The sequence below is a fragment of the Parapedobacter brassicae genome, from assembly GCF_051400755.1.
In the GTDB taxonomy this organism is placed as follows: domain Bacteria; phylum Bacteroidota; class Bacteroidia; order Sphingobacteriales; family Sphingobacteriaceae; genus Parapedobacter.
Genome location: NZ_JBLFFL010000004.1, coordinates 243695 through 265694, shown reverse-complemented (window position 1 = coordinate 265694; position 22000 = coordinate 243695). Strand labels below are relative to the sequence as shown.

Below are 22000 nucleotides of genomic sequence, written 5' to 3'. Positions count from 1 at the left end.
TCAGGCGGTTGCTCCTCGACTGGATCCGGGTCGCTTCGCTTCCGTCTCCTAGGTCTCGTCTGCAAGCCGCCTGAATCACTGGCGGGGTTGGTGGGGGATGGATCAGGCGGTTGCTCCTCGACTGGATCCGGGTCGCTTCGCTTCCGTCTCCTAGGTCTCGTCTGCAAGCCGCCTGAATCATTGGCGGGGTTGGTGGGGGATGGATCAGGCGGTTGCTCCTCGACTGGAATCGGTTCGCTTTGCTCCCAATTCCTAGGTCTCGTCTGCAAGCCGCCTGAATCACTGGGGGGGTTGGTGGGGGTTGGATCAGGCGGTTGCTCCTCGACTGGATCCGGGTCGCTTCGCTTCCAATTCCTAGGTCTCGTCTGCAAGCCGCCTGAATCCACTGAGACGGGTGGCAGAAAACCTCCGTTCACCTTTAGATGCCGCCTTGGTCAGCTGCGGTAAGCAGTGGGAGGCACTACCGACCTTAGCAGCTGGGCACAGCGGCGAGTCTTTGGTTACTTTCTTCGGAAGAAAGTAACGCCCCGCGGCGAGCGACCAGTTACTTCTTTATCGGTTCACCTACTACTTCCTGTTCTTGGGTAATGACTTTCACCGCATAGGAAGATGGCCATACGCCTCTGCCATACCGCAAGGCATATACTTTGGTAAATTCGGCTCCGAAGTAGAGGATGGCGGCTGAGTAATAGATCCAAAGGAGCAACACAATAATCGCCCCGGCAGCGCCATAGGCGGAGGCTGGCGCGCTGTATTTCATGTAGATCGCGATCAGGTAGCGGCCCAGCATAAAAAGCGCTGACGTAAAGATCGCGCCGCCGGCGACGTCGTTGAAGCGCATGCGGGCATCGGGAAGAAACCGGAAGATAAACGCGAATAGGGAGGTGATGACTAAAAAGGTGAGGCCCATATTGATCCACTCAACTAAGATGACGGAGATGTCGGGAAGGAATCGGGTAATCTGTGAACTGAGCGCGACGATAATTCCATTGGCGATGAGGGATACGATCAGCAGAAAACCCAGACCGAGCACCATGGAAAAGGAGACGGCGCGATTGAGCAACATCTTGAGCCAGCCTTTTTTGGGTTTGGGACGTACCCCCCATATCCGGTTGAGCGAATCCTGTATCTCGATGAAGATGGTGGTGGAGCCGACCACCAGGGTGCCGATTCCGATCGCGATGCCCATGCCTGATTTGTCCGACAGCCGGATGTTTTGGATGATTTGCTGGATTTGTGTGGCGGTTTCCGGACCAAATATATTGGCGAACTCCCTGAAGACTTCAGCGCTCGCATCGTGCTCGCTGACGAGTATTTCTCCATAGAAGAATCCGACCAGCCAAATGACGATGAGTAATAACGGGGCGATGGAAAATATGGTGTAATAGGCGAGCGAGGCGCTCATTTTCATAGCGCTGTCTTTGGAGAATTCCGAAAAGGTGTCGCCGAGTAATCCGAAGACTTCTTTGTAGAACGATTTTTTGAACAATTTATACTTCATACATGCGTTCTATTTCGGTTTCGTACCGTTGTAAGATCACCTTGCGTTTTAAGCTTAGTTTAGGTGTGAGTTCACCGGCGTCGATGGTCCATTCTTTTGGTAGCAACACGAATTTCTTCACTTTTTCCCACTGCCCGAAACCCTGATTGAGCCGGTCAAGCTCGCGTTGATATTTCTCGATGACGGCCGGATGTTCAACCAGCTTTTCCTTGGACCCGGAGGGGATGCCTTTCAGCTTACACCAGTTTTCGAGCACATCAAACGCCGGCACGATGAGCGCCGAAGGGAATTTCCGGTTTTCGCCGACGACCATCACTTGGGCGATCAGCGTCGACTCCATGTATTTGTTTTCCAGGGCTTGGGGAGCGACGTATTTTCCGCCAGCGGTTTTGAACATTTCTTTTTTGCGATCGGTGATGCGCAGGAACCCTGCTTGGTCTAACTCGCCGATATCGCCCGTATGGAAATAACCTTCCTGGTCTATCGCTTCGGCGGTAGCCTCGTCGTTTTTGTAGTAACCGGTGAAAATGCTGGGGCCTTTGCACAGGATTTCGCCATCTGCGGCAATTTTGACATCCACGCTTTTGAGGAGTTTGCCCACGGTGCCGAATTTGACGCCCCCTTTTTCCAGACTATTCACGGCAATGACGGGCGAGGTTTCGGTGAGGCCATACCCCTCCAATACGGGTATATCGGCAGCCCAGAATACCCGGGCCAACCGCGGCTGGAGGGCGGCGCCGCCCGAAATAATAAGCTTAATGTTTCCGCCTAATGCGCCCTGCCATTTGCTGAAGACCAGCTTGCGGGCAATGCCCAGTTTGATATTGAACCATGCACCATTATTGCCGGGCTCCTTATTGATGAGCCCCAGGTTCAACGCCCAAAAGAAGATGTGCTTCTTCAGTCCGCGGAGTTCCTTGCCCTTGGCGACGATCCGATCATATACTTTTTCGAGCAGCCGTGGCACGGTTGTGAATCCATCCGGTTTTACCTCATTGATGTCGGCCACGATGGTATCCAGGCTTTCGGCATAGTGAATTTCGACACCCTTCGCAAAGTATAAATACACGACCATGCGCTCAAAAATGTGGCAAAGCGGCAGGAAGCTGAGTGCCTTCTTGAAATAATCGGGCAATAGGTGATAGCAGTCGTAGACATTCGTCAAGACATTTTTGTGAGAGAGGAGCACGCCCTTGGGTTTGCCGGTGGTGCCCGAGGTGTAGATCAGTGTAAGCAAATCATCCGGTTTGACCGCATCGCGGTAGGAAGCGAGATCAGCATCGTGCTGCTTGCCCTCGTCGATCAACTGTCGCCAAGACGGTACATCGCTGACGGGGTCAAATGAGTAGATCGGAATGTCTAATTTATCCGTCTCCAAGGCGACCCTGATTTTTTCGTAGAGGTCGGCATCGCTCACCAAGATGATCTTCGGCGCCGCGTCATTGATAATAAAAGCAAGGTCCTGACCGGATAGCGTGGGGTACAGGGGTATGATGGCTGCGCCGAGTTGATTGATTGCAAAATCACAGAAGTTCCACTCGGGTCGGTTCGCCGACATCAAGGCGATCCGATCACCTTTTTCCACCCCCTTGGCAACCAGTCCTTTGCTCAGGTTATCCACGATATCCAAGAACTCATCGGTGCTGTAGCTTGTCCAGGTCCCGTTCGCTTTGCCGGCAACCATCACCGACTTCGCATGATGGGTTTCGTAATTGGATAAAATATCGAAGATACGCGTTGGAGCTGCCATATCGTTAAGCTGTTTGGTTTATAATTCAGTGTCCATCAATTCAGTAAAAGACATAGCTAAAATTAACAATAATTCAGGAATTTCCTAATGTTTAACAAATATCTGACATCGTGGCGATGCGGTCGAACATTGGCATTTGTTTTGCGCAAATTGCGGCATGAACAAAAAACAGTTTGCCTTATTTGCCATTATTGCGCTTTTCGGAATGATGCACCACCGTGCAGCAGCCCAGGATAGCACGACGACTTACTCACGAGCCATTGGGGGACGCTTTGGCGTTGCGAATGGGATTACGTATAAGCACTTTCTCAATGACAGCCATGCGATTGATGGCATCGTCAATTTCCAGGGGAATCGGAATTTCACCATTTTCAAAGTGTTGGGATTATACGAGATCCACCAGCCGGTGATGTTTGTTGACGTACCGGGCTTGAGGTGGTATTATGGCTTTGGCGGCGGCTTGGGCGGCTATCGTTATAAAGATACCGATGATGGGGGACTGGCATGGAGCTTTGACGGCGTGATCGGCGCTGATTATAAAATCCCGACCGCACCCATCAACCTATCCTTGGACTGGAAACCCACGATGGAACTCACGCCAGAATCAGGCGTTCGGTTTGACGGGATCGGACTGTCGATACGGTTTGTGTTTTAATCCAACGACAACCAGATTTTACCCAAGCGTTCCTGCTCGGGCGTGGCGTTTTGCAGCGGTACGATGCTGAATGCCCCCTTGGTGTCCCTTTTTAGCGTGACGGTCAATTCCCGCACGTTGCCGTCCCTTGCGATCAGCACCTGTAGGTTATCGCCTATCGACGCTGCTTGTAAGGCACGGTTTAGTTCCTTTCCGTTGGCATCCAGGCGCTCGCCGTTGATGGCGATCAGTTCATCCCGCACGTTGAGGCCAGCATCCCAAGCGCCGGTGCCCCGGTTTACGCCGGTGATGACCACGCGCCCATCACTGACGGACGTGGTGATACCCAGATCGGGCAGCTCACGCGCTTTATTGTGATCGGTTAATTCATACCCGATGGCGTTCAAATAGCGGTTATAATCGATCGGTTCCACCGTGTATGCCGCCTGGAAGATATCGGCCACTGACACGCCAGCGATCTGCTCGATCAATGCTTGGAACTCAGGCTCCTCAAAACCACGTTTTTTCTTGACATAGAACTCCTCGTAAGCCGCCTTCAATACGTCATCCAAGCGCTTTTGCCCCTGTGTTGCCGCGAGGATTTTAACATCGAGCGCCATGGCCAGCAATGCGCCCTTGTTGTAATAAGAAATGCTGGTGTTGGCCGAATTTTCATCCGGGCGGTAATATTTGATCCAGGCATCGAAACTGGCCTGTGCGACCGGCTGGATGTCGTTTCCCGCTTTGTTTTCAACCGTGCTGACGTCGTTGGACAAGGCCTGTAGATAACTGCTCTCGCTCAGGAAGCCGCATCGCCGGAGGAGCAGATTGTCAAAGTACGCGGTGAAGCCCTCCATGATCCATAGCGATGTGGTATAATTCTCCTGGTCATAATCAAACGGACCAAGCGCGATCGGACGAAGCCGCTTGACGTGCCACAAATGGAAGTATTCGTGGGCCACCAGCCCAAGGAACCCCACATACGAACGTTCGTTTTGGTAGCCATTCCGGGTGGCGCCCAATACCGTGGAGTTGAGGTGTTCCAGTCCGCCGCCGCCCGATTGAAAGTTATGCACGATAAACACATAACGTTTATTCGGATTGACGCCGAAAACCCCGGTCGCGCGCTCCACAATAATCGCGCAATCCCGTTTTAGGCGTTCCTTATCATAGTTGCCCCCACCTACCATGGCGATCTCATGAAGGACGCCCGCTGCTTCAAAGGTAAACACATCCTGGTTGCCCACTTCGATCGGCGAGTCAAACAGAATGTCAAAATCAGCGGCATGATAGGTGTTGGCCATGCCGGATACAGGGTCTAACCCTGTTGAAACCTTAGACCACGAGGGATGCGGCACCACCGTCACCTCCACGGGATGGTCGATCATCCCATCCACATACATAAACGTTGCCGCAGGCGACAAAAAGGCATGCGCATCATCGATGAAGTTGGTCCGCACGGATACCTCAAAACCATATATGCGATAGTTGACTGTGACATGGTTGGTTTTGTCCGATGCAATGCGCCAGGTATTCTTGCTTATCTTTTCAACCTTCAGTGGTGTGCCATCGGCTGCGCAGGCCTCAAAACCTTCCACATGTTTCGAATATTCACGCACTAGATATGATCCGGGTGTCCACACCGGCATTTTTACGTCGATGTAATCCTTTCGAAGGTCTGCGATTTCCATTTTGATTTCAGCATAATGTGCCTGCGGTTCTTTAAAGGAAACTTCAAAATGAATGCGTGGTGCAGCGGATGCAGAGGTGGCGATAGTCATAAAGATCAGTAATAAACGGGGATAAATGTTGTTCATGATACGGTAATTAAGTGGGTCACGGATGATTTCGTCTGACAGTGGTGGTAGCGTTGGCCTGTGCAGTCGGCATGATGACCATGTCATTAATGTTGACATGTGTTGGCCGCGATGCAGCAAACCACACCGCCTCGGCAACATCTTCGGCTACGAGCGGTTCGAGCCGGTCATATACCGCCGCAGCGCGCTCCCTGTCGCCCTTGAAGCGCACTTCCGAAAACTCAGTTTCCACCATACCCGGGTGAATGGCGGTCACTTTGACGTGCTTATCCAGCAGATCGATGCGCATGCCTTTGGTGAGCGCATCGACGGCGTGTTTGGTGGCGCAGTAAACATTGCCGTTGGGATACACTTCTTTGCCCGCGATCGAGCCGATATTGATGATGTGCCCGGTTTGCCGTGCCACCATGATGGGTACCACTGCACGGGTCACATACAGCAGTCCCTTGACATTCGTGTCGATCATGCGGTCCCAATCGCCGATATCGCCTCCGTAAATCGGGTCGAGTCCCTGGCTCAGGCCCGCGTTGTTGACCAGCACATCTACCTGCTGCCACTCTCCGGGCAGGTTACTGAAGGTGGTAAACACCTCTTCGGCATCGCGGACATCAAGCGCCAATAGGTGGCTGTCGATTCCGTATGCTTCTTCAAGCCGGGCAGCCAGCGCTTCCAGGCGGTTGATGCGGCGGGCGGCGAGCAATAGGCGGTACCCTTCACGGGCGAATACAGCCGCGCACGCTTCGCCGATGCCGGCACTTGCCCCGGTGATGAATGCTATTTTTTTGTTAGACATGATTGAGACATGAGACGTTAGACATTAGACTTGAGACATTAGACGTCAGCCAATTTTTTACTTTTTACTTTTTACTTTTTACTTTTTACTTTCCTTCATTCAAAAAACAGGCTGATCTGGAAATTCCGTAGCATCAGCCGTTGTATCGGGTGATTATACATATTCGGTTCCCGTGCGTCAAGCAGGTTGCCGATGCTTTGTACCCATCGGACTTCGGGCGACATCTTGAAGAAATCAAAATAGAGGTCGAACCCGATGCCTGCTTCATAAGAGAAATAACCCGGCTTTGTTTTCAGCAGTTTTTCGATGGCCGCGAGGTTTGCATCTTCATATCGTTTGCCGGATACCACATTGATGGAATACTTCCCCCCGCCAATCAAATAGCCGCGGTAATTGCCCTTGCGGTCTGATTTGAACTTAAAAAGCAGGGGCAGATCAATATACGACGCCCGCACCAATGCCGTGAGCAGGCGTTCATGCTCATTGACAGCGTGTGGCGTATACCGGTAGTTGACCGATTTGTTCGAAAACACCAACGAAGGCGTAAACCGCAGGTTTGCATTTTCGGAAAGCTTCAAATCCGCCAGCAATCCCAGTCCCACGCCGCCATAAAACGGTGAATATACCCCATACAGCGAATCCGCATTAAACGAACTGTTTGGTTGATCGCGATAAGGGGTTTGCCAGTCGTCCTTTAGCGCAATCTTGTAATCCGCTTGCACATAATGAAAGCTGAAGCCAAAATGAAGCTGTTCGTCATCCACACCGCCTCCCCACCGTTCGAACCGCTGTTGGGCGCTGGTAGGGGCGTATATCAGCACAAACAAGCAAATTGCTGCGGCGATGCGCGTTGGATACTGCCGATTCATTTGGTGCCGATGTAGATGGTGCAAATGCCAAATGTCTGCGGGCGCCGTATGGTATCGCTGAACCCCACGCGGCGCAGGATATCCACGAAAGACTGTCCATCAGGAAACTGCGCGACCGACTCCGGCAGGTAGCTGTATGCCCGGTAGTCTTTGGAAAATAGCTTGCCGACGAACGGAGTGATGCGTGTAAAATAGAAGTGATAGAGTTGCTTCACCGGAAACCCCTGCGGCTTCGAAAATTCGAGGATGACGGCCTTGCCCCCGGGTTTCAGGACCCGGCAGATGTCAGTGAGGCCCTTTTCGAGGTTTTCGAAGTTGCGCACGCCGAAAGCCACCGTCACCGCATCAAACGAATCATCTGCGAATGGCAGATTTTCCGAATCACCCAACTGCACGTCAAAAACATGATCGAGACCTTTTTTCGCGATCTTATCCTTGGCGATGTCCAGCATGCCCTGCGAGATGTCGACACCGGTCACCTTGCGGGGCTTGAGCAGTTTGATCGCCTCCAGCGCAAAATCACCCGTGCCCGTTGCCACGTCCAGCAGGTATTGTGGCTTGGTCGATTTCAGTGCGCGGATGGCCTTTTTCCGCCAAAGGATGTCGATGCCAAGCGACAGGAAATGGTTGAGGAAGTCGTAGGTGCCCGAAATGTTGTCAAACATGTCGGCCACCTGTTGTTTTTTGTCGGTATCGGTGTCTTGATAGGGCTTTACTGTTTGGGATGTCGTCATGATAGGCAAAGATATTATGTTTGAGGCGAAAAGACGAACGCGTAAGCTAAGAGTTCATATTTGTGTCGGATTTATTGTTTTTTTATAACCCCGGAGACGTGTTGGAGACGGCTTGGGTACGGCTTCGGACATTGACCGGGTCTTGTTTGGGGGTTGGTCAACTCCTTAGTCGAGGTTTACTGCGGTTCAGGTGCACCGAACCCCGGCCGGGAGCGGGACAAACCAGTAGTAAGCACTCAAGCCGAACCCAAGCGGGTCACCCCACGATCAATATCCGCTACCGGGATACCGCCGAACACCTACTAGTGTTAAGTAATTGTTAAGGATTTTCGTGCTATGGATTGATAATCAAGGGGTATCGAAAAGAAGTGATTTTGCAGCGGCATTAAATCTTTTTTTGGTTAAATTAACAATTCGGGAAGTTATTAACAGGCTTGCAACGTGTTGTTTTTCAGTGGCTGTTTGATTTTTTTAACATTTTTTGCACAGTTGGTGTTAATAACGTATATTGTTAATTATGCTTGGCTCAAGGTGAAACGAGTGGTAAAAAAACCACTGTGAACGAGCTGTTCAGAACTTGTTCATCGCGTGGCTATTAAAAATACATACATTTGCTCTGCTGGTTTTCGGAGCAGCAAGCCGGGGGTAAACCGCGGGTCAATTCTACCTTGTTTTAAGTGCACAATTATTGAAGCGATATAGATCTAATGATGACTGACGAGAACGAATATGCTGCTAACCAAGCTAATAATCCATCACGTGGGACATTTGCCCAACGACGTGGCAGACTGAATAATTTAGTGAGCGGATTGGGGAAGGTGCCCCCTCAGGCGGTCGATTTGGAGGAAGCCGTGCTGGGCGCGCTAATGCTGGAGAAGAATGCGCTCACGGAGGTGATCGATATCCTCAAGCCGGAGACGTTCTACGTAGAGGCACACCAGAAGATTTTCGAGGCAATATACAACCTGTTTCAAAAAACCTCTCCCATAGACCTGCTAACGGTGACGGCCGAATTGCGTAAAATGGGTGCCCTGGAATTGGTCGGCGGCGCGTATTACATTACGCAGCTGACCGACCGGGTGGTGTCTGCGGCAAACATTGAATACCATGCCCGTATCGTTTCGCAGAAATATATCCAGCGCGAATTAATTAAAGTGTCTACCGAGATCATCACCAATGCGTACGAGGATACGACAGATATATTTGATCTGCTGGACCATGCGGAGAAAAGTTTGTTTGATATCGCCCAAAACAATCTGCGGCGGGATACCCGCAAAATGGATGATATTATGCGGGAGGCGGTAGAGTCGCTGGAAACGCTCCGCGACCGCACGGACGGCCTCACGGGCGTGCCGTCGGGCTTTACCGGGCTGGATCGGATGACCTCTGGCTGGCAACCTTCGGATCTGGTGATCGTGGCGGCCCGTCCGGCCATGGGTAAGACGGCTTTCGTGCTGAGCTGTGCGCGCAATGCGGCGGTGGATCACGGCAAGCCCGTGGCAGTGTTCTCACTGGAAATGTCTTCTGTGCAGCTGGTCAATCGTCTGATCTCGGGGGAAACCGAAATCGAACAGGAGAAACTCCGCAAGGGCAACCTGGCCGACCATGAGTGGACGCAGCTCCACTCCCGGATCGGGCGGCTGACGGAAGCGCCGCTGCTCATTGATGACACGCCTGCGCTTAATATTTTCGAGTTCAGGGCCAAATGCCGTCGGCTCAAGGCGCAGTACGATATCCAAATGGTGATCGTAGATTACCTGCAGCTGATGCATGGCAAGAACGACGGCAAGGGCGGCAACCGCGAGCAGGAGATCGGTAGCATCTCCCGGTCATTGAAATCGGTAGCCAAGGAGTTGAACATTCCGGTCATCGCGCTTTCGCAACTGAGCCGCGCGGTGGAAAGCCGTCCGGGAGGAAGCAAGCGCCCCATGCTTTCGGATTTGCGTGAGTCGGGCTCCATCGAGCAGGATGCCGATATGGTGCTGTTTCTTTACCGTCCGGAATATTACGGCCTCACGGAAGATGAAGCCGGCCGCCCGACGGCTGGCGTAGGTGAAGTGATCATTGCCAAGCACCGGAATGGAGAAACGGGCACTGTGCAGCTGAGGTTCATCGGCAAGTATGTCAAATTCACCGACTTGGAAGAAGACTTTTCCTTCGGCGATAAAGGCTTCGCTGATTCGGGAGCATTCTCCTCCGGTATCGCCCCGTCCGCTTCGTTCGACCAGCCGGGGAGCATCGTCCGGCAGTCACGGATGAATGACATGAGCGATGATTCGCCATTTTAGCTTCTCCCTGCAATTTCGTACCTTTACGCCTCAATCGGAAAAGACATAAGAGGAACAGGAATTTGGACTATTTAGCAGGTTTAAACCCTTCGCAGCGGGCCGCGGTAGAGCAAACGGAAGGGCCGGTGATGATCGTGGCCGGAGCAGGCTCGGGCAAAACGCGGGTGATCACCTATCGGGTGGCCCATTTGGTGCACCGTGGCGTAGACCCCTTCCATATCTTGGTGCTGACGTTTACCAATAAGGCGGCCAAGGAAATGCGCGATCGCATTATGAAGGTGGTGGGCGGTGAGGCCAAGAATATCTGGATGGGTACCTTCCACTCCGTATTTGCCAAGATCCTGCGTGTGGAGGCGGAGCACATCGGCTACCCCCGTAATTTTACCATCTATGATACCGATGATAGCAAGAGCCTCATCCGCAGTATCCTGAAGGAAATGCAGCTGGATGACAAGCTGTATAACGCGAGTTTTGTCTATAACCGGATTTCTTCAGCCAAAAATAACCTCATATCCGCGCAGGAATATACGAACAACGAACAGATACAGGCAGACGATCATTCCAATGGCAGGGGACAGCTGGGGCAGATTTACCTCACCTATACGCAGCGCTGCTATAAGGCAGGGGCCATGGATTTTGATGATTTGCTGTTCAAAACCAACGTGCTCTTTCGCGAATTTCCGGAAGTGTTGCACCGATACCAGCATAAGTTTAAATACCTCATGGTGGATGAGTATCAGGACACCAATTTTTCCCAGTACCTGATTGTCCGCAAATTGGCCGCCATCAATGAGAATATATGTGTGGTGGGCGATGATGCGCAGAGCATCTATGCATTTCGCGGAGCTAACATCCAGAACATCCTGAATTTCGAAAAGGATTATCCCGACCTGAAAGTCTTCAAGCTGGAACAGAACTACCGCTCTACCCAGAATATTGTCAATGCGGCCAACAGCATCATTGCCAATAACAAGAACCAGCTGAAGAAGCACGTATTCTCGGAGAATGAAACGGGCGAAAAGATTAAGGTGCTGAGGGCATTCAGCGACAATGAAGAGGGTAAAATCGTGGCAGAAGCCATTGCGCAGGAACGTGCGCTCACGGGATGGAAGTACCGCAGCTTTGCCATCTTATACCGTACCAATGCCCAGTCGCGTGCCATGGAGGAAGCGCTGCGCAAAATCAATGTGCCGTATAAGATATATGGGGGCACGTCTTTCTACCAACGAAAGGAAATCAAGGACCTGATCGCTTATTTTAGGCTGACATTCAATCCGAACGACGAGGAGGCGATCAAGCGGGTGATCAACTATCCGCGCCGGGGGATAGGCGACACGACGGTAGACCGGATCTTGATTGCCGCGGATCAGCATCAGGTAACGCTATGGGATGTCATCGGCAATGCGACGACCTACCTGGATGGGCGTAGCGCCGGGGTTGTGGGGGTATTTGCAACCATGGTACAGGGATTCCAGGTGGTGGCCAAAAATCATTCGGCCTTTGATGCAGCCATGCATATTGCCCAGCACTCGGGTATATTGAAGGATCTGTATGAAGATAAATCGGTGGAAGGGCTAAGCCGGTATGAAAACATCCAGGAACTGCTCAACGGCATTAAGGAATTCAGCGAGCGGGAGGATATCGAAGAGAAAGGGCTCGATGTCTTCATGCAGGATGTGGCCTTGCTGACGAATGACGATAATGACAAGGACCCCAACGCGGATACGGTATCGCTGATGACCATCCACGCTTCCAAGGGGCTGGAGTTTCCGCATGTGTTTATCGTGGGCTTGGAAGAGAACCTTTTTCCATCGCAATTGTCACTCAACTCGCGAAGTGAATTGGAAGAGGAACGCCGCCTGTTTTATGTGGCGGTAACCCGCGCGGAAAAGAAGCTCACCCTGAGTTATGCAACGTCACGCTATCGCTGGGGGACATTGAATAATTGTGAACCAAGCCGCTTTTTGGATGAATTGAATCCGGCTTACCTCGAATTGGATTTTAAACCGAGGGCCGTGCCCGAAAGCGCGGCATCCTTTGGTGATGAGCGGCAGGCATGGGGCCAGCGCGATATTTTCACGAAGCCGAAGCCGAAAACGATACCCAAAACCACTTCGATGCTGCCCAAGGCACATACGCCGACACCGGGGTTTGCGCCGTCGGACACCAGCAACTTGCAAGTAGGCATGGAAGTAGAGCATGAACGCTTCGGTTTTGGCAAGGTGATCAATCTCGAGGGGAATAAAAATGATGTGAAAGCAACTATTTTCTTCAAAGAATTGGGGCAGAAGCAATTGTTGCTTAAATTTGCGAAATTAAGAATTGTGGGATAAGGCAAAAAAGGGGTTATAAAATTTATGGAAACAACATTCGATTACAATAGTACCAGGCCAAAACTGATTTTGGCAGAGTACGGGAGGAACGTACAAAACATGGTGGATTATATCTGCACATTGCCTACGAAGGAAGAGCGCAACCTCCATGCACAGGTCGTCATTGATATGATGGGGTTCCTCAACCCGCACCTCCGAGACGTGGCCGATTTTAAGCATAAGCTTTGGGATCACCTCCACATCATATCGGATTTTAAGATTGATGTAGACTCGCCCTATCCGATTCCGGAGCGGGACGCCATTCATCCGAAGCCGGAGCTGCTGGACTATCCGCAACACCGGATCAGGTATAAGCATTATGGCCACACGGTCGAAAAAATGATCGAACGGGCGAAGTTGATCGCGGACCCCGAGAAAAAAAGCGCGATGACCCAGGCGATCGCCAACTTCATGAAAATGGCCTATGTGACCTGGAATAAGGACTCGGTAGAGGATGAATTCATCGTGGATGGCCTCAAGGAGCTGTCAAACGGTGAACTGGAATTGGGACCGGATGTGAGCCTCACGAAGCTTGACTTCAAAACCCCGCCTCCGGGCAGCCGGACAAAAGGCGGGAGCGCACCGCAGCAGAATAGTAACGGGAAAGGCAAAAAGCAGCAACAGCAGCAACAACAAAAGAAAAAGAAGAAGCATTGAATGCATTCGAGATTCACGGCGGGAAGCCACTGAAGGGTGAGATCATCCCGCAAGGAGCTAAGAACGAAGCGCTGCAGATCCTGTCGGCCGTGTTGCTGACGGACGAAGCCATGACCATCAGCAATGTGCCCGACATCAAGGACGTCAATAAGCTGATCGAACTGCTGGGTGATCTGGGCGTACAGGTGACCCGGCAAAGCAAGGACACCTATGTGTTCCGTGCCCAGGATATCAACCTCGACTACTTCAAATCTGCTGAATTTAAGAGCAAGGGCGGCGGCCTGCGCGGCTCGATCATGATCGTGGGACCGCTGCTGGCCCGGTTTGGAAGGGCGGCGATACCGAAGCCGGGTGGTGACAAAATCGGGCGTCGTCGGTTGGATACCCATTTTCTGGGTTTCGAAAAGCTGGGTGCCAGGTTTCAATATGACGCGGATGCCCATTTCTTCAATGTGGATGCCACCAACCTGACCGGTACCTATATTCTAATGGATGAAGCCTCGGTGACGGGCACGGCTAACATCGTGATGGCGGCCGTGCTGGCGAAGGGCACCACCACCATTTATAATGCCGCGTGCGAACCCTATCTGCAGCAGCTGTGCAAGATGCTGAACCGGATGGGGGCGAAGATCACCGGGATCGGTTCCAACCTGCTGACGATTGAAGGGGTAGACCGTCTGGGCGGCACCGAACACCGGATGCTGCCGGATATGATCGAGATCGGTTCGTTCATCGGATTGGCCGCGATGACGGGGTCTGAGATCACGATAAAAGATGTACACTTCCATGAACTGGGTATCATTCCGAGTGTTTTTGCCAAACTGGGTATTCAATTCGAGCTGCGGGGTGATGACATCTACATACCCGCTCAAAGCAGTTATGAGATCGATACCTTCATTGACGGATCCATCCTCACGATTGCCGATGCGCCTTGGCCGGGCTTTACACCCGATTTGCTGAGCATCGTATTGGTGGTTGCTACTCAGGCGAAGGGGAATGTGCTTATTCATCAGAAGATGTTCGAGAGCAGGTTGTTTTTTGTCGACAAATTGATCGATATGGGGGCACAGATCATTCTGTGCGATCCGCACCGCGCGACCGTGATCGGTCTGAATAAAGCGTTCAAACTACGGGGTATCGAAATGACTTCGCCGGATATCAGGGCCGGCGTGTCTCTATTGATTGCTGCCCTGTCTGCTCCCGGTAAATCCATTATCCATAATATCGAACAGATCGAACGGGGGTATCAGGATATTGAATCCCGGTTGCGCGCGCTGGGGGCCGACATCAAGCGTGTTGACGCCAATCCGCTGTCGCACTGAGAAACAAATCGGCCGGTTGATTGTTACTATTGCTGTGCAATAAATTTGAAGTGACGTTATATTTTTGCATCAGATCATGTTCATCATTTAATTACTAATCATTAAAACCATGGAAAAAGTAGTGTTATCATTCGTTGCAGGCGCCTGCCTATTGGCGTCGTGCGTAAGCAACCCGGAAGGAAAAAAGGCGGAAACCTCGGATACCCTGGAAACCGTAGACGCCGCCGCCACCGCAGGCTCAGGACTAAGTGTGGATACCGCGGCTTCAAAAGTGGAGTGGACCGGCCGCAAGGTGAGCGGCGAACATCATGGTGATGTAAAAATCAAATCGGGGACGCTGACGGCAAGTGATGGAAAGCTCACGGGGGGCAATTTTGTCATTGACCTGACGACCATCACCAACCATGACCTGGAGGGAGAATATAAAGGCAAACTGGAAGGGCATTTGAAATCGGCTGATTTTTTTGATGTCGAAAATCACCCTGAGGCGACGTTCGAGATCACTGCGGTGAAAGAAGGGGCTACTGCCGGTACCGCGACCATTTCCGGCAACCTGACCATCCGCGGGATTACCAAGAACATCACATTTGACGCAAATGTGGCAGAAGCGAGTGCTACGGCGGTGAAAGCCACTGCAGACTTCAACATCGCGCGGGAAGATTGGGGAATCACGTATACCGGTCAGGCGGATGATCTGATCAGCAAAGAGATTAACCTGAAAGTGACTTTGGTCGCGGGGGCATAGGGTATATGCGCTAGCATCAAGGAGCCCGGACAGCGACAACGCTGTCCGGGCTCCTTTTTTGGGGTCAACCCGAGATGGCGTTGATAATGTCGTATTGCGTAATGATGGCCAGATGGCCGTATTCGTCTTCCACGAGTACGGCCTGGTTATCTTTGTGGATGAATGATGATAGCTTATCAATGGATGTGCGGAGGTCTACGAACGGAAATGGAGCGGTGCGTATGGCTTCTACATTGGCGGATTTCAAGGAGGGATTCTCCAGCAGGGCATGAAGGATGTCGGATTCCGTTACTTTGCCGATAACCATTCCTTTTTGCGTGACGGGTATCTGGGAGATGTTGAGCGTTTTCATCATGTTAAACGTTTCCATGACCGACTGCTCCACATCGGCGGTGACGATGGGTACATCGCCGCGCTTTTTGAGAATGGTCTGCGCCGTCAGTTTTTCGTCCCGGAGGAAGCCGCGCTCGCGGAGCCAATCGTCATTGTACATCTTGCCCATGTAGCGCGATCCGTGATCATGGAAAATAATGACCACTACGGCATCGTTGCTGAGCTTGTCTCGAAGCTGCAATAATCCGGCAACGGCAGCTCCTGCTGAATTTCCGGCAAAAATGCCTTCTTGGCGGGCGATTTGGCGGGTCATCAGCGCGGCATCTTTATCGGTCACTTTTTCGAACAGGTCGATGACGTCGAAATCAACGTTTTTTGGCAGGAAATCTTCGCCGATGCCCTCGGTAATGTAGGGGTATATCTCGTCTTTATCAAAAACGCCTGTTTCCTTGTATTTTTTGAATACAGAACCATAGGAGTCAATGCCCCATACCTGTATGGCGGGATTTTTCTCTTTCAGGTATTTGCCCACGCCGCTAATGGTGCCGCCGGTGCCCACACCCACGACCAAATGGGTGATCTTGCCCGCTGTCTGTTCCCATATCTCCGGACCGGTTTGCTCGTAATGTGCCTGGGTATTCGAGAGATTGTCGTATTGGTTGGCTTTCCAGGAATTGGGTATTTCGCGCTCCAAACGGCTGGATACGGAATAGTAGGAGCGGGGATCTTCGGGGTCGACGTTGGTGGGGCATACAATTACTTCTGCACCGAAAGCGCGCAACGCATCGACCTTTTCCTTGGACTGCTTGTCTGTAGTGGTAAAAATGCATTTATATCCCTTGATCACCGCTGCGATGGCCAGTCCCATACCGGTATTACCCGACGTACCCTCGATGATGGTGCCCCCCGGTTTGAGCAGTCCAGCCGCCTCGGCATCCTCGATCATCTTTACCGCCATGCGGTCTTTGATGGAATTGCCGGGGTTGGTGGTTTCTACTTTGACCAACACGGTGCCTTTTATGCCGCTGGTGATCTTGTTAAGCTTGACCAATGGCGTGTTGCCAATGGTTTCCAATATATTATTGTACCACATAATCCGCTCCTTAAAACTTCAAATGTTTTACCGTCAGCCCGTTATTAATGAGTTGCCGCAGCGATTCGATGCCGATGGTGAGGTGTGTCTCTACGAACTGGGCCGTGACGCTGGAATCGCTTTCTACGGTTTTTACACCTTCGGGTACCATGGGCTGGTCGGATACCAGCAACAGGGCACCCGTGGGAATTTTGTTGGCGAAACCGACCGAGAAGATCGTGGCCGTTTCCATATCGACCAACATGGCCCGGATACTTTTGAGGTATTTTTTAAACTCCTTGTCGTGCTCCCATACCCGCCTGTTGGTGGTATAGATCGTACCTGTCCAGTAGTCAAGCGAATGGTCACGGATGGTGGTCGAAATCGCCTTTTGCAATGCAAAAGCCGGGAGCGCCGGTACTTCCGGGGGGAAATAGTCGTTTGATGTACCTTCGCCGCGGATGGCGGCAATGGGAAGCACCAGATCGCCGATCTTATTCTTTTTCTTCAGGCCGCCGGCCTTGCCCAGAAATAACGCCGCCTTGGGGGATATGGCCGAAAGCAGGTCCATGACCGTGGCGGCCATCGGGCTGCCCATCCCGAAATTGATAATGGTAATGCCCTCGGCTGTCACGCTTTGCATGGGTTTGTCAATTCCCAAGATGGGTGCATTTCCGTGCATCTCCGAAAACAGCCGGACGTAGTTCGAAAAATTGGTCAGCAGGATATACTCCCCGAATTCATCCAGCGGGCGGCCGGTGTATCGGGGTAACCAATTGTTCACGATTTCTTCCTTGGTTTTCAGTCCTGGCTTGAGGGGACTCTGTACCGCTTTCATTTTTTCTTTTGGCATAGCCTTACAGTTAAACGGGAGCAGTACAAATATACTAAAAATCCCCCCGTTTTTGGCGGGGGGATCGTTATGCGGCTTTGAGCTTCTTCAAATCGGACTTCTCGAATTTGTGCTTGGCATATTCGAGCGATATGTACAGCTCCTTCTGTTCGTTTTTGCTCTTGGCAGAGGGAATTTCAAACATGGCATCCAGCATAATGGCTTCACAGATCGAGCGAAGCCCCCGGGCACCGAGTTTGAACTCATCGGCTTTATCGACGATGAATTGGTAAACATCCTGGTCGAATTTGAGGGTTACGCCTTCATAGTCAAACAACTTCCGGTATTGTTTGATCAACGCATTTCTGGGTTCGGTCAGGATGTTCAGCAGCGTGCCCTTGTCAAGGGGGTTAAGATACGTCAGCACCGGCAGCCGGCCAATGAGTTCGGGGATGAGCCCATAATTTTTCAGGTCCTGCGGTGTGATGTATTTATACAAGTTGTTTACATCGATATCGACATCATCTTTATTGACCTTGTATCCGATGGTTTGCGTGCGCAGGCGGTTGGCTATTTTCTTTTGAATGCCATCAAACGCCCCGCCGCAGATGAACAGGATATTGTTCGTGTTCACCGCGATCATTTTCTGGTCGGGGTGTTTGCGTCCGCCTTGCGGGGGGACGTTGACAATGGTACCCTCCAAAATTTTCAGCAAGGCCTGCTGTACACCCTCACCGGACACGTCTCGTGTAATGGATGGGTTATCGCTTTTGCGGGCGATCTTATCAATCTCATCGATGTAGATGATGCCGCGTTCCGCAGCGGCCACATCGTAGTCGGCAGCCTGCAACAAGCGCGTCAGTATACTTTCTACGTCTTCTCCCACATAACCTGCCTCTGTCAATACGGTGGCATCGCAGATGCAAAAAGGAACATTCAAGATCTTGGCGATCGTTTTGGCCAGCAGGGTTTTGCCGGTACCGGTCTCGCCCACCATGATGATATTCGATTTTTCGATCTCGATCTCGTCTTTGTCTACCTTTTGGTTGAGCCGTTTGTAATGGTTATACACCGATACCGCCATCACTTTCTTGGCATCGTCCTGGCCGATGACATACTGGTCAAGGTGTTCCTTGATCTCTACAGGCCGTATCAACTTCAAGGTGGTCTGCAGTGCTTTGCTTTTACGGAGATTCATCTCCTCGCTCAGTATTTCACTGGCTTGCGTGATGCAACGGTCGCAAATATGTGCGCCGTCACCAGCAATCAGCATCAGTGCATCCTGTTTCCGAATACCACAAAACGAACAAGTCACTTCCTTCATGTTTTTTGCCATCTTTATTTTTCCTTTTTGGAAACCAGCACCTCATCCACCATGCCGTGCTCTTTGGCTTCCGAAGAGGTCATCCAATAATCGCGGTCCGACGATTTCTCGACCCATTCAAAGTCCTTGCCGGAGTGCTGCGAAATGATTTCATACAATTCTTTCTTGAGTTTAAGCATCTCACGAAGGTTGATTTCCATATCGGATGCTACGCCTTGAGCGCCTCCAGACGGTTGGTGGATCATGACCCGCGAGTGGGACAAGGCTGCCCGCTTGCCCTTGGCGCCAGCGCACAGCAATACGGCTCCCATGGAAGCAGCCATGCCCGTACAGATGGTCGCCACATCGGGTGTGATGTATTGCATGGTATCATAGATGCCCAAACCTGCGTATACGCTACCACCGGGTGAATTGATGTAGATCTGGATATCACGGCTGGCATCGGCAGATTGCAAAAACAGCAGCTGCGCCTGTATGATGTTTGCCACCTGATCGGTTACGGCATCACCGAGGAAGATGATCCGGTCCATCATCAGCCGGGAGAACACGTCCATTTGCGCCACATTCAATTGCCGTTCTTCGATGATATACGGCGTCAGGGACGCAGGCATTTTATGTTCTACACGGGAAATGAAACCATCGACATGCTGGCTGCCAATGCGGTGATGCTTAATTGCATATTTTCTAAACTCGTTTTTATCGATACTCATGTTTGATGTAATATTAATGTGCTAAGATAGGTTATTTCGTCCAATTTTTTTGTATACCGCTGGTATTATCCTTGTTAGACAAACATCGAGCCACCACCCGGGTGCTGCGCCTTGCCTGTCAAAATGGGGGCAGGGATACTGCCAGACTGTCTGGATGACTCGCCATGCGAGTCAGTTCAGGAGATATAATCAGGCAAATCATTCAAAAAGGTGATGCCGCCTTGCTCAAAATCGATGCGGCAATAGAAATGCTGCAGCCCATTACTGACCAGTAGAAAAGGGATCCGGTGCACGGTGTTATAACGGGCGATTTGATCAAATGCCGCTTGCGTGATCTTGACAGCAGGCGCCTTGAACTCCGCCAGCAGGATTTTATTGCCCAGTGTATCATAGATGATCAAATCGCTTCTCCTGGGCATGTCGTTGAGCGTAAGTCCCCCTTCGATTTTGATGAGCGACCGGGGATATTTTTTGGTATGGATCAGGTGTTGTATCCAATGCTGGCGCACCCATTCCTCGGGCGTGAGCACCAGATTCTTTTTTCGTAACTCGTCAAAAATGAACCACCTCGACCCGTCTTGCTGGATTTTAGCCTTGTACGCGGGTAAATTGAGGGGTATCGGCGTGAACATATTGCAAAAATAGTTAATTTGGCAAACTTAAAGACGGAACCGGTGATGGGTGCCCATAAAATTATAGCCGATATCAAGAACAACAACCTCCGGCCAGTGTACTTGCTGCATGGGGAAGAGCCCTATTATATTGATTTGGTGAGCGACTACATCGAGGAGCAGGTGCTCAATGATGCGCAAAAAGGGTTTGACCAAACGGTGCTCTATGGCAAAGACACGGATTTCGTGACCATTGTGAATGCGGCTAAGCGCTATCCGATGATGAGCGACTACCAAGTGATCATCATCAAGGAAGCGCAACACCTGAAGTGGAAGGACGACGACCTGTTTTTGGGGTACCTGGATAATCCAATGAAAAGCACGGTGCTGGTGCTGGCGCATAAATATGCCAAGTTTGATAAGCGGAAGAAGAGCTATAAGCTGGCAGAAAAAGTAGGGGTCGTGCTGGAATCGGCGAAGCTGTATGACGATAAGATTGCGCCCTGGATCAATGCGTTTGTAAAAGACCGGGGATGGAGCATCCATCCGCAGGCTGCAGCCCTCATGGCGGAGTACCTGGGCAATGACCTCTCCAAGGTGGTCAATGAGCTGGAAAAATTGATGCTCAATGTACCCAAGGGGCAGGAGATCGCTGCGAAGGATATTGAGGACAACATCGGCATTAGCAAAGATTTTAATGTCTTCGAGCTGAATACGGCCTTGGCTAGGCGGGATACCGCTAAGGCGTTCCAGATTGTCAATTATTTTGCTGCCAATCCGCGCAGCAATCCCATACAGGTCATACTGGGTGCCATGGCGGGCTATTTCACGAAAATACTGAAATACCATTACCTCCCGGATAAGTCGCCGCAGCTGGTAGCACGGGAATTGGGTGTACATCCTTTTTTTACCAAAGAATACGACCTAGCGGCGCGGAGCTACAACCGCCGGAAAACCTTCGATATCGTGGCTTACCTGCGCGAGTATGACCTGAAATCGAAGGGATTGAATGCCGTGAACGTGGACCAGGGCGATCTGCTCAAAGAATTGGTGTATAAAATCCTGTATTAAATGAATCGTTACTCGCTCGCGCTCGTCGCGTTATTGATCTGCTTATCTTTCCACAGTCACGCTCAGCGCCGTGGCACCTACACGCTGTTGCACGCCGGCGGCATCGTTGGCCTGGCCACCACCGGTGATCAACCTCCGATGCATGGCTATCAATTCCAATTTGCTTTTGGACGTAATTTTTATGACCGCATGTATTTGGGGCTTGGTATCGGTACGGACGTTTATCGGGGGCGCACGACGTTGGCGGATGGCAGCCGATCTACCCGCGGCGTCAATACCTTGCCGATATTCGCGGATTTCAGGGTGCCCCTGACCCGGCTGTCGCCCTTCGGCACGTTTGGCGTATTGGCCAATGCCGGGTATGCGCCCAGTATTGGCAGCAATTACTTCAGGGGGGCGGTCGCCAAAGCAGGCCTGACCTACGGTCATCTGTTGGCCGAGGGGTCAGACCTGTTGTTCAGTGCCGGTTATGGGTTTCAACAGTTTGATTCGCGCTTTTTCGACCATGCATTCAGCCAGCATAACGTGTTCATCACGATCGGTCTGTTTGTGCATTGATGACCCA

General features: G+C 51.5%; 20 protein-coding genes. 8 read left to right on the top strand and 12 right to left on the bottom strand.

Features of this window, described 5'->3' with window-relative positions:
* The 3 genes from ACMGDE_RS13700 to ACMGDE_RS13690 form a co-directional block, all read right to left on the bottom strand.
* Positions 1-269, bottom strand: a 269-nt coding sequence (locus ACMGDE_RS13700; RefSeq protein ID WP_436833372.1) for a hypothetical protein, incomplete at its 3' end; no start/stop codon positions are given.
* Positions 270-544: 275 nt separating this feature from the next.
* Positions 545-1501 carry a YihY/virulence factor BrkB family protein gene (locus ACMGDE_RS13695; protein ID WP_436833371.1) on the bottom strand — a complete coding sequence of 319 codons (957 nt, stop codon included), beginning with the start codon at positions 1499-1501 and terminating at the stop codon, positions 545-547.
* On the bottom strand, positions 1491-3251 hold the full coding sequence (locus ACMGDE_RS13690; RefSeq protein ID WP_436833370.1) for an AMP-dependent synthetase/ligase: 1761 nt from the start codon (positions 3249-3251) through the stop codon (positions 1491-1493). The genes ACMGDE_RS13695 and ACMGDE_RS13690 overlap by 11 nt, the downstream gene beginning before the upstream one ends.
* 157 nt (positions 3252-3408) lie before the next feature.
* Here ACMGDE_RS13690 and ACMGDE_RS13685 point away from each other — a divergent pair, with 157 nt between their 5' ends.
* Positions 3409-3906: a hypothetical protein gene (locus ACMGDE_RS13685; protein ID WP_436833369.1), complete on the top strand. Its 498-nt coding sequence runs from the start codon at positions 3409-3411 to the stop codon at positions 3904-3906.
* On the opposite strand, the gene ACMGDE_RS13680 is transcribed toward ACMGDE_RS13685, so the two are convergent.
* From ACMGDE_RS13680 to ubiE, 4 genes are all read right to left on the bottom strand, one after another.
* Entirely contained in the window at positions 3903-5702 is a 1800-nt protein-coding gene (locus tag ACMGDE_RS13680) for a M61 family metallopeptidase (protein ID WP_436833368.1), read from the bottom strand. The genes ACMGDE_RS13685 and ACMGDE_RS13680 overlap by 4 nt on opposite strands.
* A gap of 19 nt (positions 5703-5721) precedes the next feature.
* Positions 5722-6495, bottom strand: coding sequence for an SDR family NAD(P)-dependent oxidoreductase (locus ACMGDE_RS13675; RefSeq protein ID WP_436833367.1), 774 nt, complete (start codon positions 6493-6495; stop codon positions 5722-5724).
* A gap of 95 nt (positions 6496-6590) precedes the next feature.
* The gene (porT, locus tag ACMGDE_RS13670) at positions 6591-7364 is read right to left on the bottom strand and encodes a type IX secretion/gliding motility protein PorT/SprT (RefSeq protein ID WP_436833366.1); all 774 of its coding nucleotides are present in this window, start codon (positions 7362-7364) and stop codon (positions 6591-6593) included.
* Positions 7361-8098, bottom strand: a complete 738-nt coding sequence (gene ubiE / locus ACMGDE_RS13665) for a bifunctional demethylmenaquinone methyltransferase/2-methoxy-6-polyprenyl-1,4-benzoquinol methylase UbiE (protein WP_436833365.1) — start codon at positions 8096-8098, stop codon at positions 7361-7363. The genes porT and ubiE overlap by 4 nt, the downstream gene beginning before the upstream one ends.
* Before the next feature lie 710 nt (positions 8099-8808).
* Between ubiE and dnaB the strand changes: the two genes are divergently transcribed.
* The 5 genes from dnaB to ACMGDE_RS13640 all read left to right on the top strand — a co-directional run bounded on the left by dnaB (position 8809) and on the right by ACMGDE_RS13640 (position 15482).
* A complete protein-coding gene (dnaB, locus tag ACMGDE_RS13660; protein ID WP_436833459.1) occupies positions 8809-10386 on the top strand; it encodes a replicative DNA helicase in 1578 nt (525 codons plus the stop codon).
* A gap of 62 nt (positions 10387-10448) precedes the next feature.
* Positions 10449-12719, top strand: a complete 2271-nt coding sequence (locus ACMGDE_RS13655) for an ATP-dependent helicase (protein WP_436833364.1) — start codon at positions 10449-10451, stop codon at positions 12717-12719.
* Positions 12720-12743: 24 nt separating this feature from the next.
* Entirely contained in the window at positions 12744-13415 is a 672-nt protein-coding gene (locus tag ACMGDE_RS13650; protein ID WP_436833363.1) for a DUF4290 domain-containing protein, read from the top strand.
* A complete protein-coding gene (murA, locus tag ACMGDE_RS13645) occupies positions 13412-14737 on the top strand; it encodes a UDP-N-acetylglucosamine 1-carboxyvinyltransferase (RefSeq protein ID WP_436833362.1) in 1326 nt (441 codons plus the stop codon). Before ACMGDE_RS13650 ends, murA begins: the two co-directional genes overlap by 4 nt.
* Positions 14738-14846: 109 nt before the next feature.
* Positions 14847-15482, top strand: a complete 636-nt coding sequence (locus ACMGDE_RS13640; protein WP_436833361.1) for a YceI family protein — start codon at positions 14847-14849, stop codon at positions 15480-15482.
* 64 nt (positions 15483-15546) lie between these two features.
* Here ACMGDE_RS13640 and ACMGDE_RS13635 read toward each other — a convergent pair whose 3' ends face one another.
* The 5 genes from ACMGDE_RS13635 to ACMGDE_RS13615 form a co-directional block, all read right to left on the bottom strand.
* Positions 15547-16908: a pyridoxal-phosphate dependent enzyme gene (locus ACMGDE_RS13635; protein WP_436833360.1), complete on the bottom strand. Its 1362-nt coding sequence runs from the start codon at positions 16906-16908 to the stop codon at positions 15547-15549.
* A 10-nt stretch (positions 16909-16918) separates the two neighbouring features.
* A complete protein-coding gene (locus ACMGDE_RS13630; RefSeq protein ID WP_436833359.1) occupies positions 16919-17740 on the bottom strand; it encodes an AMP nucleosidase in 822 nt (273 codons plus the stop codon).
* Positions 17741-17807: 67 nt separating this feature from the next.
* Positions 17808-19055: an ATP-dependent Clp protease ATP-binding subunit ClpX gene (gene clpX, locus ACMGDE_RS13625; RefSeq protein ID WP_436833358.1), complete on the bottom strand. Its 1248-nt coding sequence runs from the start codon at positions 19053-19055 to the stop codon at positions 17808-17810.
* A gap of 2 nt (positions 19056-19057) precedes the next feature.
* Entirely contained in the window at positions 19058-19753 is a 696-nt protein-coding gene (gene clpP, locus ACMGDE_RS13620; RefSeq protein WP_436833357.1) for an ATP-dependent Clp endopeptidase proteolytic subunit ClpP, read from the bottom strand.
* Positions 19754-19929: 176 nt separating this feature from the next.
* Entirely contained in the window at positions 19930-20385 is a 456-nt protein-coding gene (locus ACMGDE_RS13615; RefSeq protein WP_436833356.1) for a type I restriction enzyme HsdR N-terminal domain-containing protein, read from the bottom strand.
* Positions 20386-20430: 45 nt separating this feature from the next.
* Between ACMGDE_RS13615 and holA the strand changes: the two genes are divergently transcribed.
* Positions 20431-21435, top strand: coding sequence for a DNA polymerase III subunit delta (gene holA / locus ACMGDE_RS13610; protein ID WP_436833458.1), 1005 nt, complete (start codon positions 20431-20433; stop codon positions 21433-21435).
* Positions 21436-21993: a hypothetical protein gene (locus tag ACMGDE_RS13605; protein ID WP_436833355.1), complete on the top strand. Its 558-nt coding sequence runs from the start codon at positions 21436-21438 to the stop codon at positions 21991-21993. It begins immediately after the preceding gene.
* Positions 21994-22000 lie beyond the last annotated feature (7 nt).

Excerpts from the sequence above, each read along its gene's own strand:
- ACMGDE_RS13695 (WP_436833371.1), bottom strand. The coding sequence starts at position 1,501 with ATGAAGTATAAATTGTTCAAAAAATCGTTCTACAAAGAAGTCTTCGGA.
- ACMGDE_RS13690 (WP_436833370.1), bottom strand. The coding sequence starts at position 3,251 with ATGGCAGCTCCAACGCGTATCTTCGATATTTTATCCAATTACGAAACC.
- ACMGDE_RS13685 (WP_436833369.1), top strand. The coding sequence starts at position 3,409 with ATGAACAAAAAACAGTTTGCCTTATTTGCCATTATTGCGCTTTTCGGA.
- ACMGDE_RS13680 (WP_436833368.1), bottom strand. The coding sequence starts at position 5,702 with ATGAACAACATTTATCCCCGTTTATTACTGATCTTTATGACTATCGCC.
- ACMGDE_RS13675 (WP_436833367.1), bottom strand. The coding sequence starts at position 6,495 with ATGTCTAACAAAAAAATAGCATTCATCACCGGGGCAAGTGCCGGCATC.
- porT (WP_436833366.1), bottom strand. The coding sequence starts at position 7,364 with ATGAATCGGCAGTATCCAACGCGCATCGCCGCAGCAATTTGCTTGTTT.
- ubiE (WP_436833365.1), bottom strand. The coding sequence starts at position 8,098 with ATGACGACATCCCAAACAGTAAAGCCCTATCAAGACACCGATACCGAC.
- dnaB (WP_436833459.1), top strand. The coding sequence starts at position 8,809 with ATGACTGACGAGAACGAATATGCTGCTAACCAAGCTAATAATCCATCA.
- ACMGDE_RS13650 (WP_436833363.1), top strand. The coding sequence starts at position 12,744 with ATGGAAACAACATTCGATTACAATAGTACCAGGCCAAAACTGATTTTG.
- ACMGDE_RS13640 (WP_436833361.1), top strand. The coding sequence starts at position 14,847 with ATGGAAAAAGTAGTGTTATCATTCGTTGCAGGCGCCTGCCTATTGGCG.
- ACMGDE_RS13635 (WP_436833360.1), bottom strand. The coding sequence starts at position 16,908 with ATGTGGTACAATAATATATTGGAAACCATTGGCAACACGCCATTGGTC.
- ACMGDE_RS13630 (WP_436833359.1), bottom strand. The coding sequence starts at position 17,740 with ATGCCAAAAGAAAAAATGAAAGCGGTACAGAGTCCCCTCAAGCCAGGA.
- clpX (WP_436833358.1), bottom strand. The coding sequence starts at position 19,055 with ATGGCAAAAAACATGAAGGAAGTGACTTGTTCGTTTTGTGGTATTCGG.
- clpP (WP_436833357.1), bottom strand. The coding sequence starts at position 19,753 with ATGAGTATCGATAAAAACGAGTTTAGAAAATATGCAATTAAGCATCAC.
- ACMGDE_RS13615 (WP_436833356.1), bottom strand. The coding sequence starts at position 20,385 with ATGTTCACGCCGATACCCCTCAATTTACCCGCGTACAAGGCTAAAATC.
- holA (WP_436833458.1), top strand. The coding sequence starts at position 20,431 with ATGGGTGCCCATAAAATTATAGCCGATATCAAGAACAACAACCTCCGG.
- ACMGDE_RS13605 (WP_436833355.1), top strand. The coding sequence starts at position 21,436 with ATGAATCGTTACTCGCTCGCGCTCGTCGCGTTATTGATCTGCTTATCT.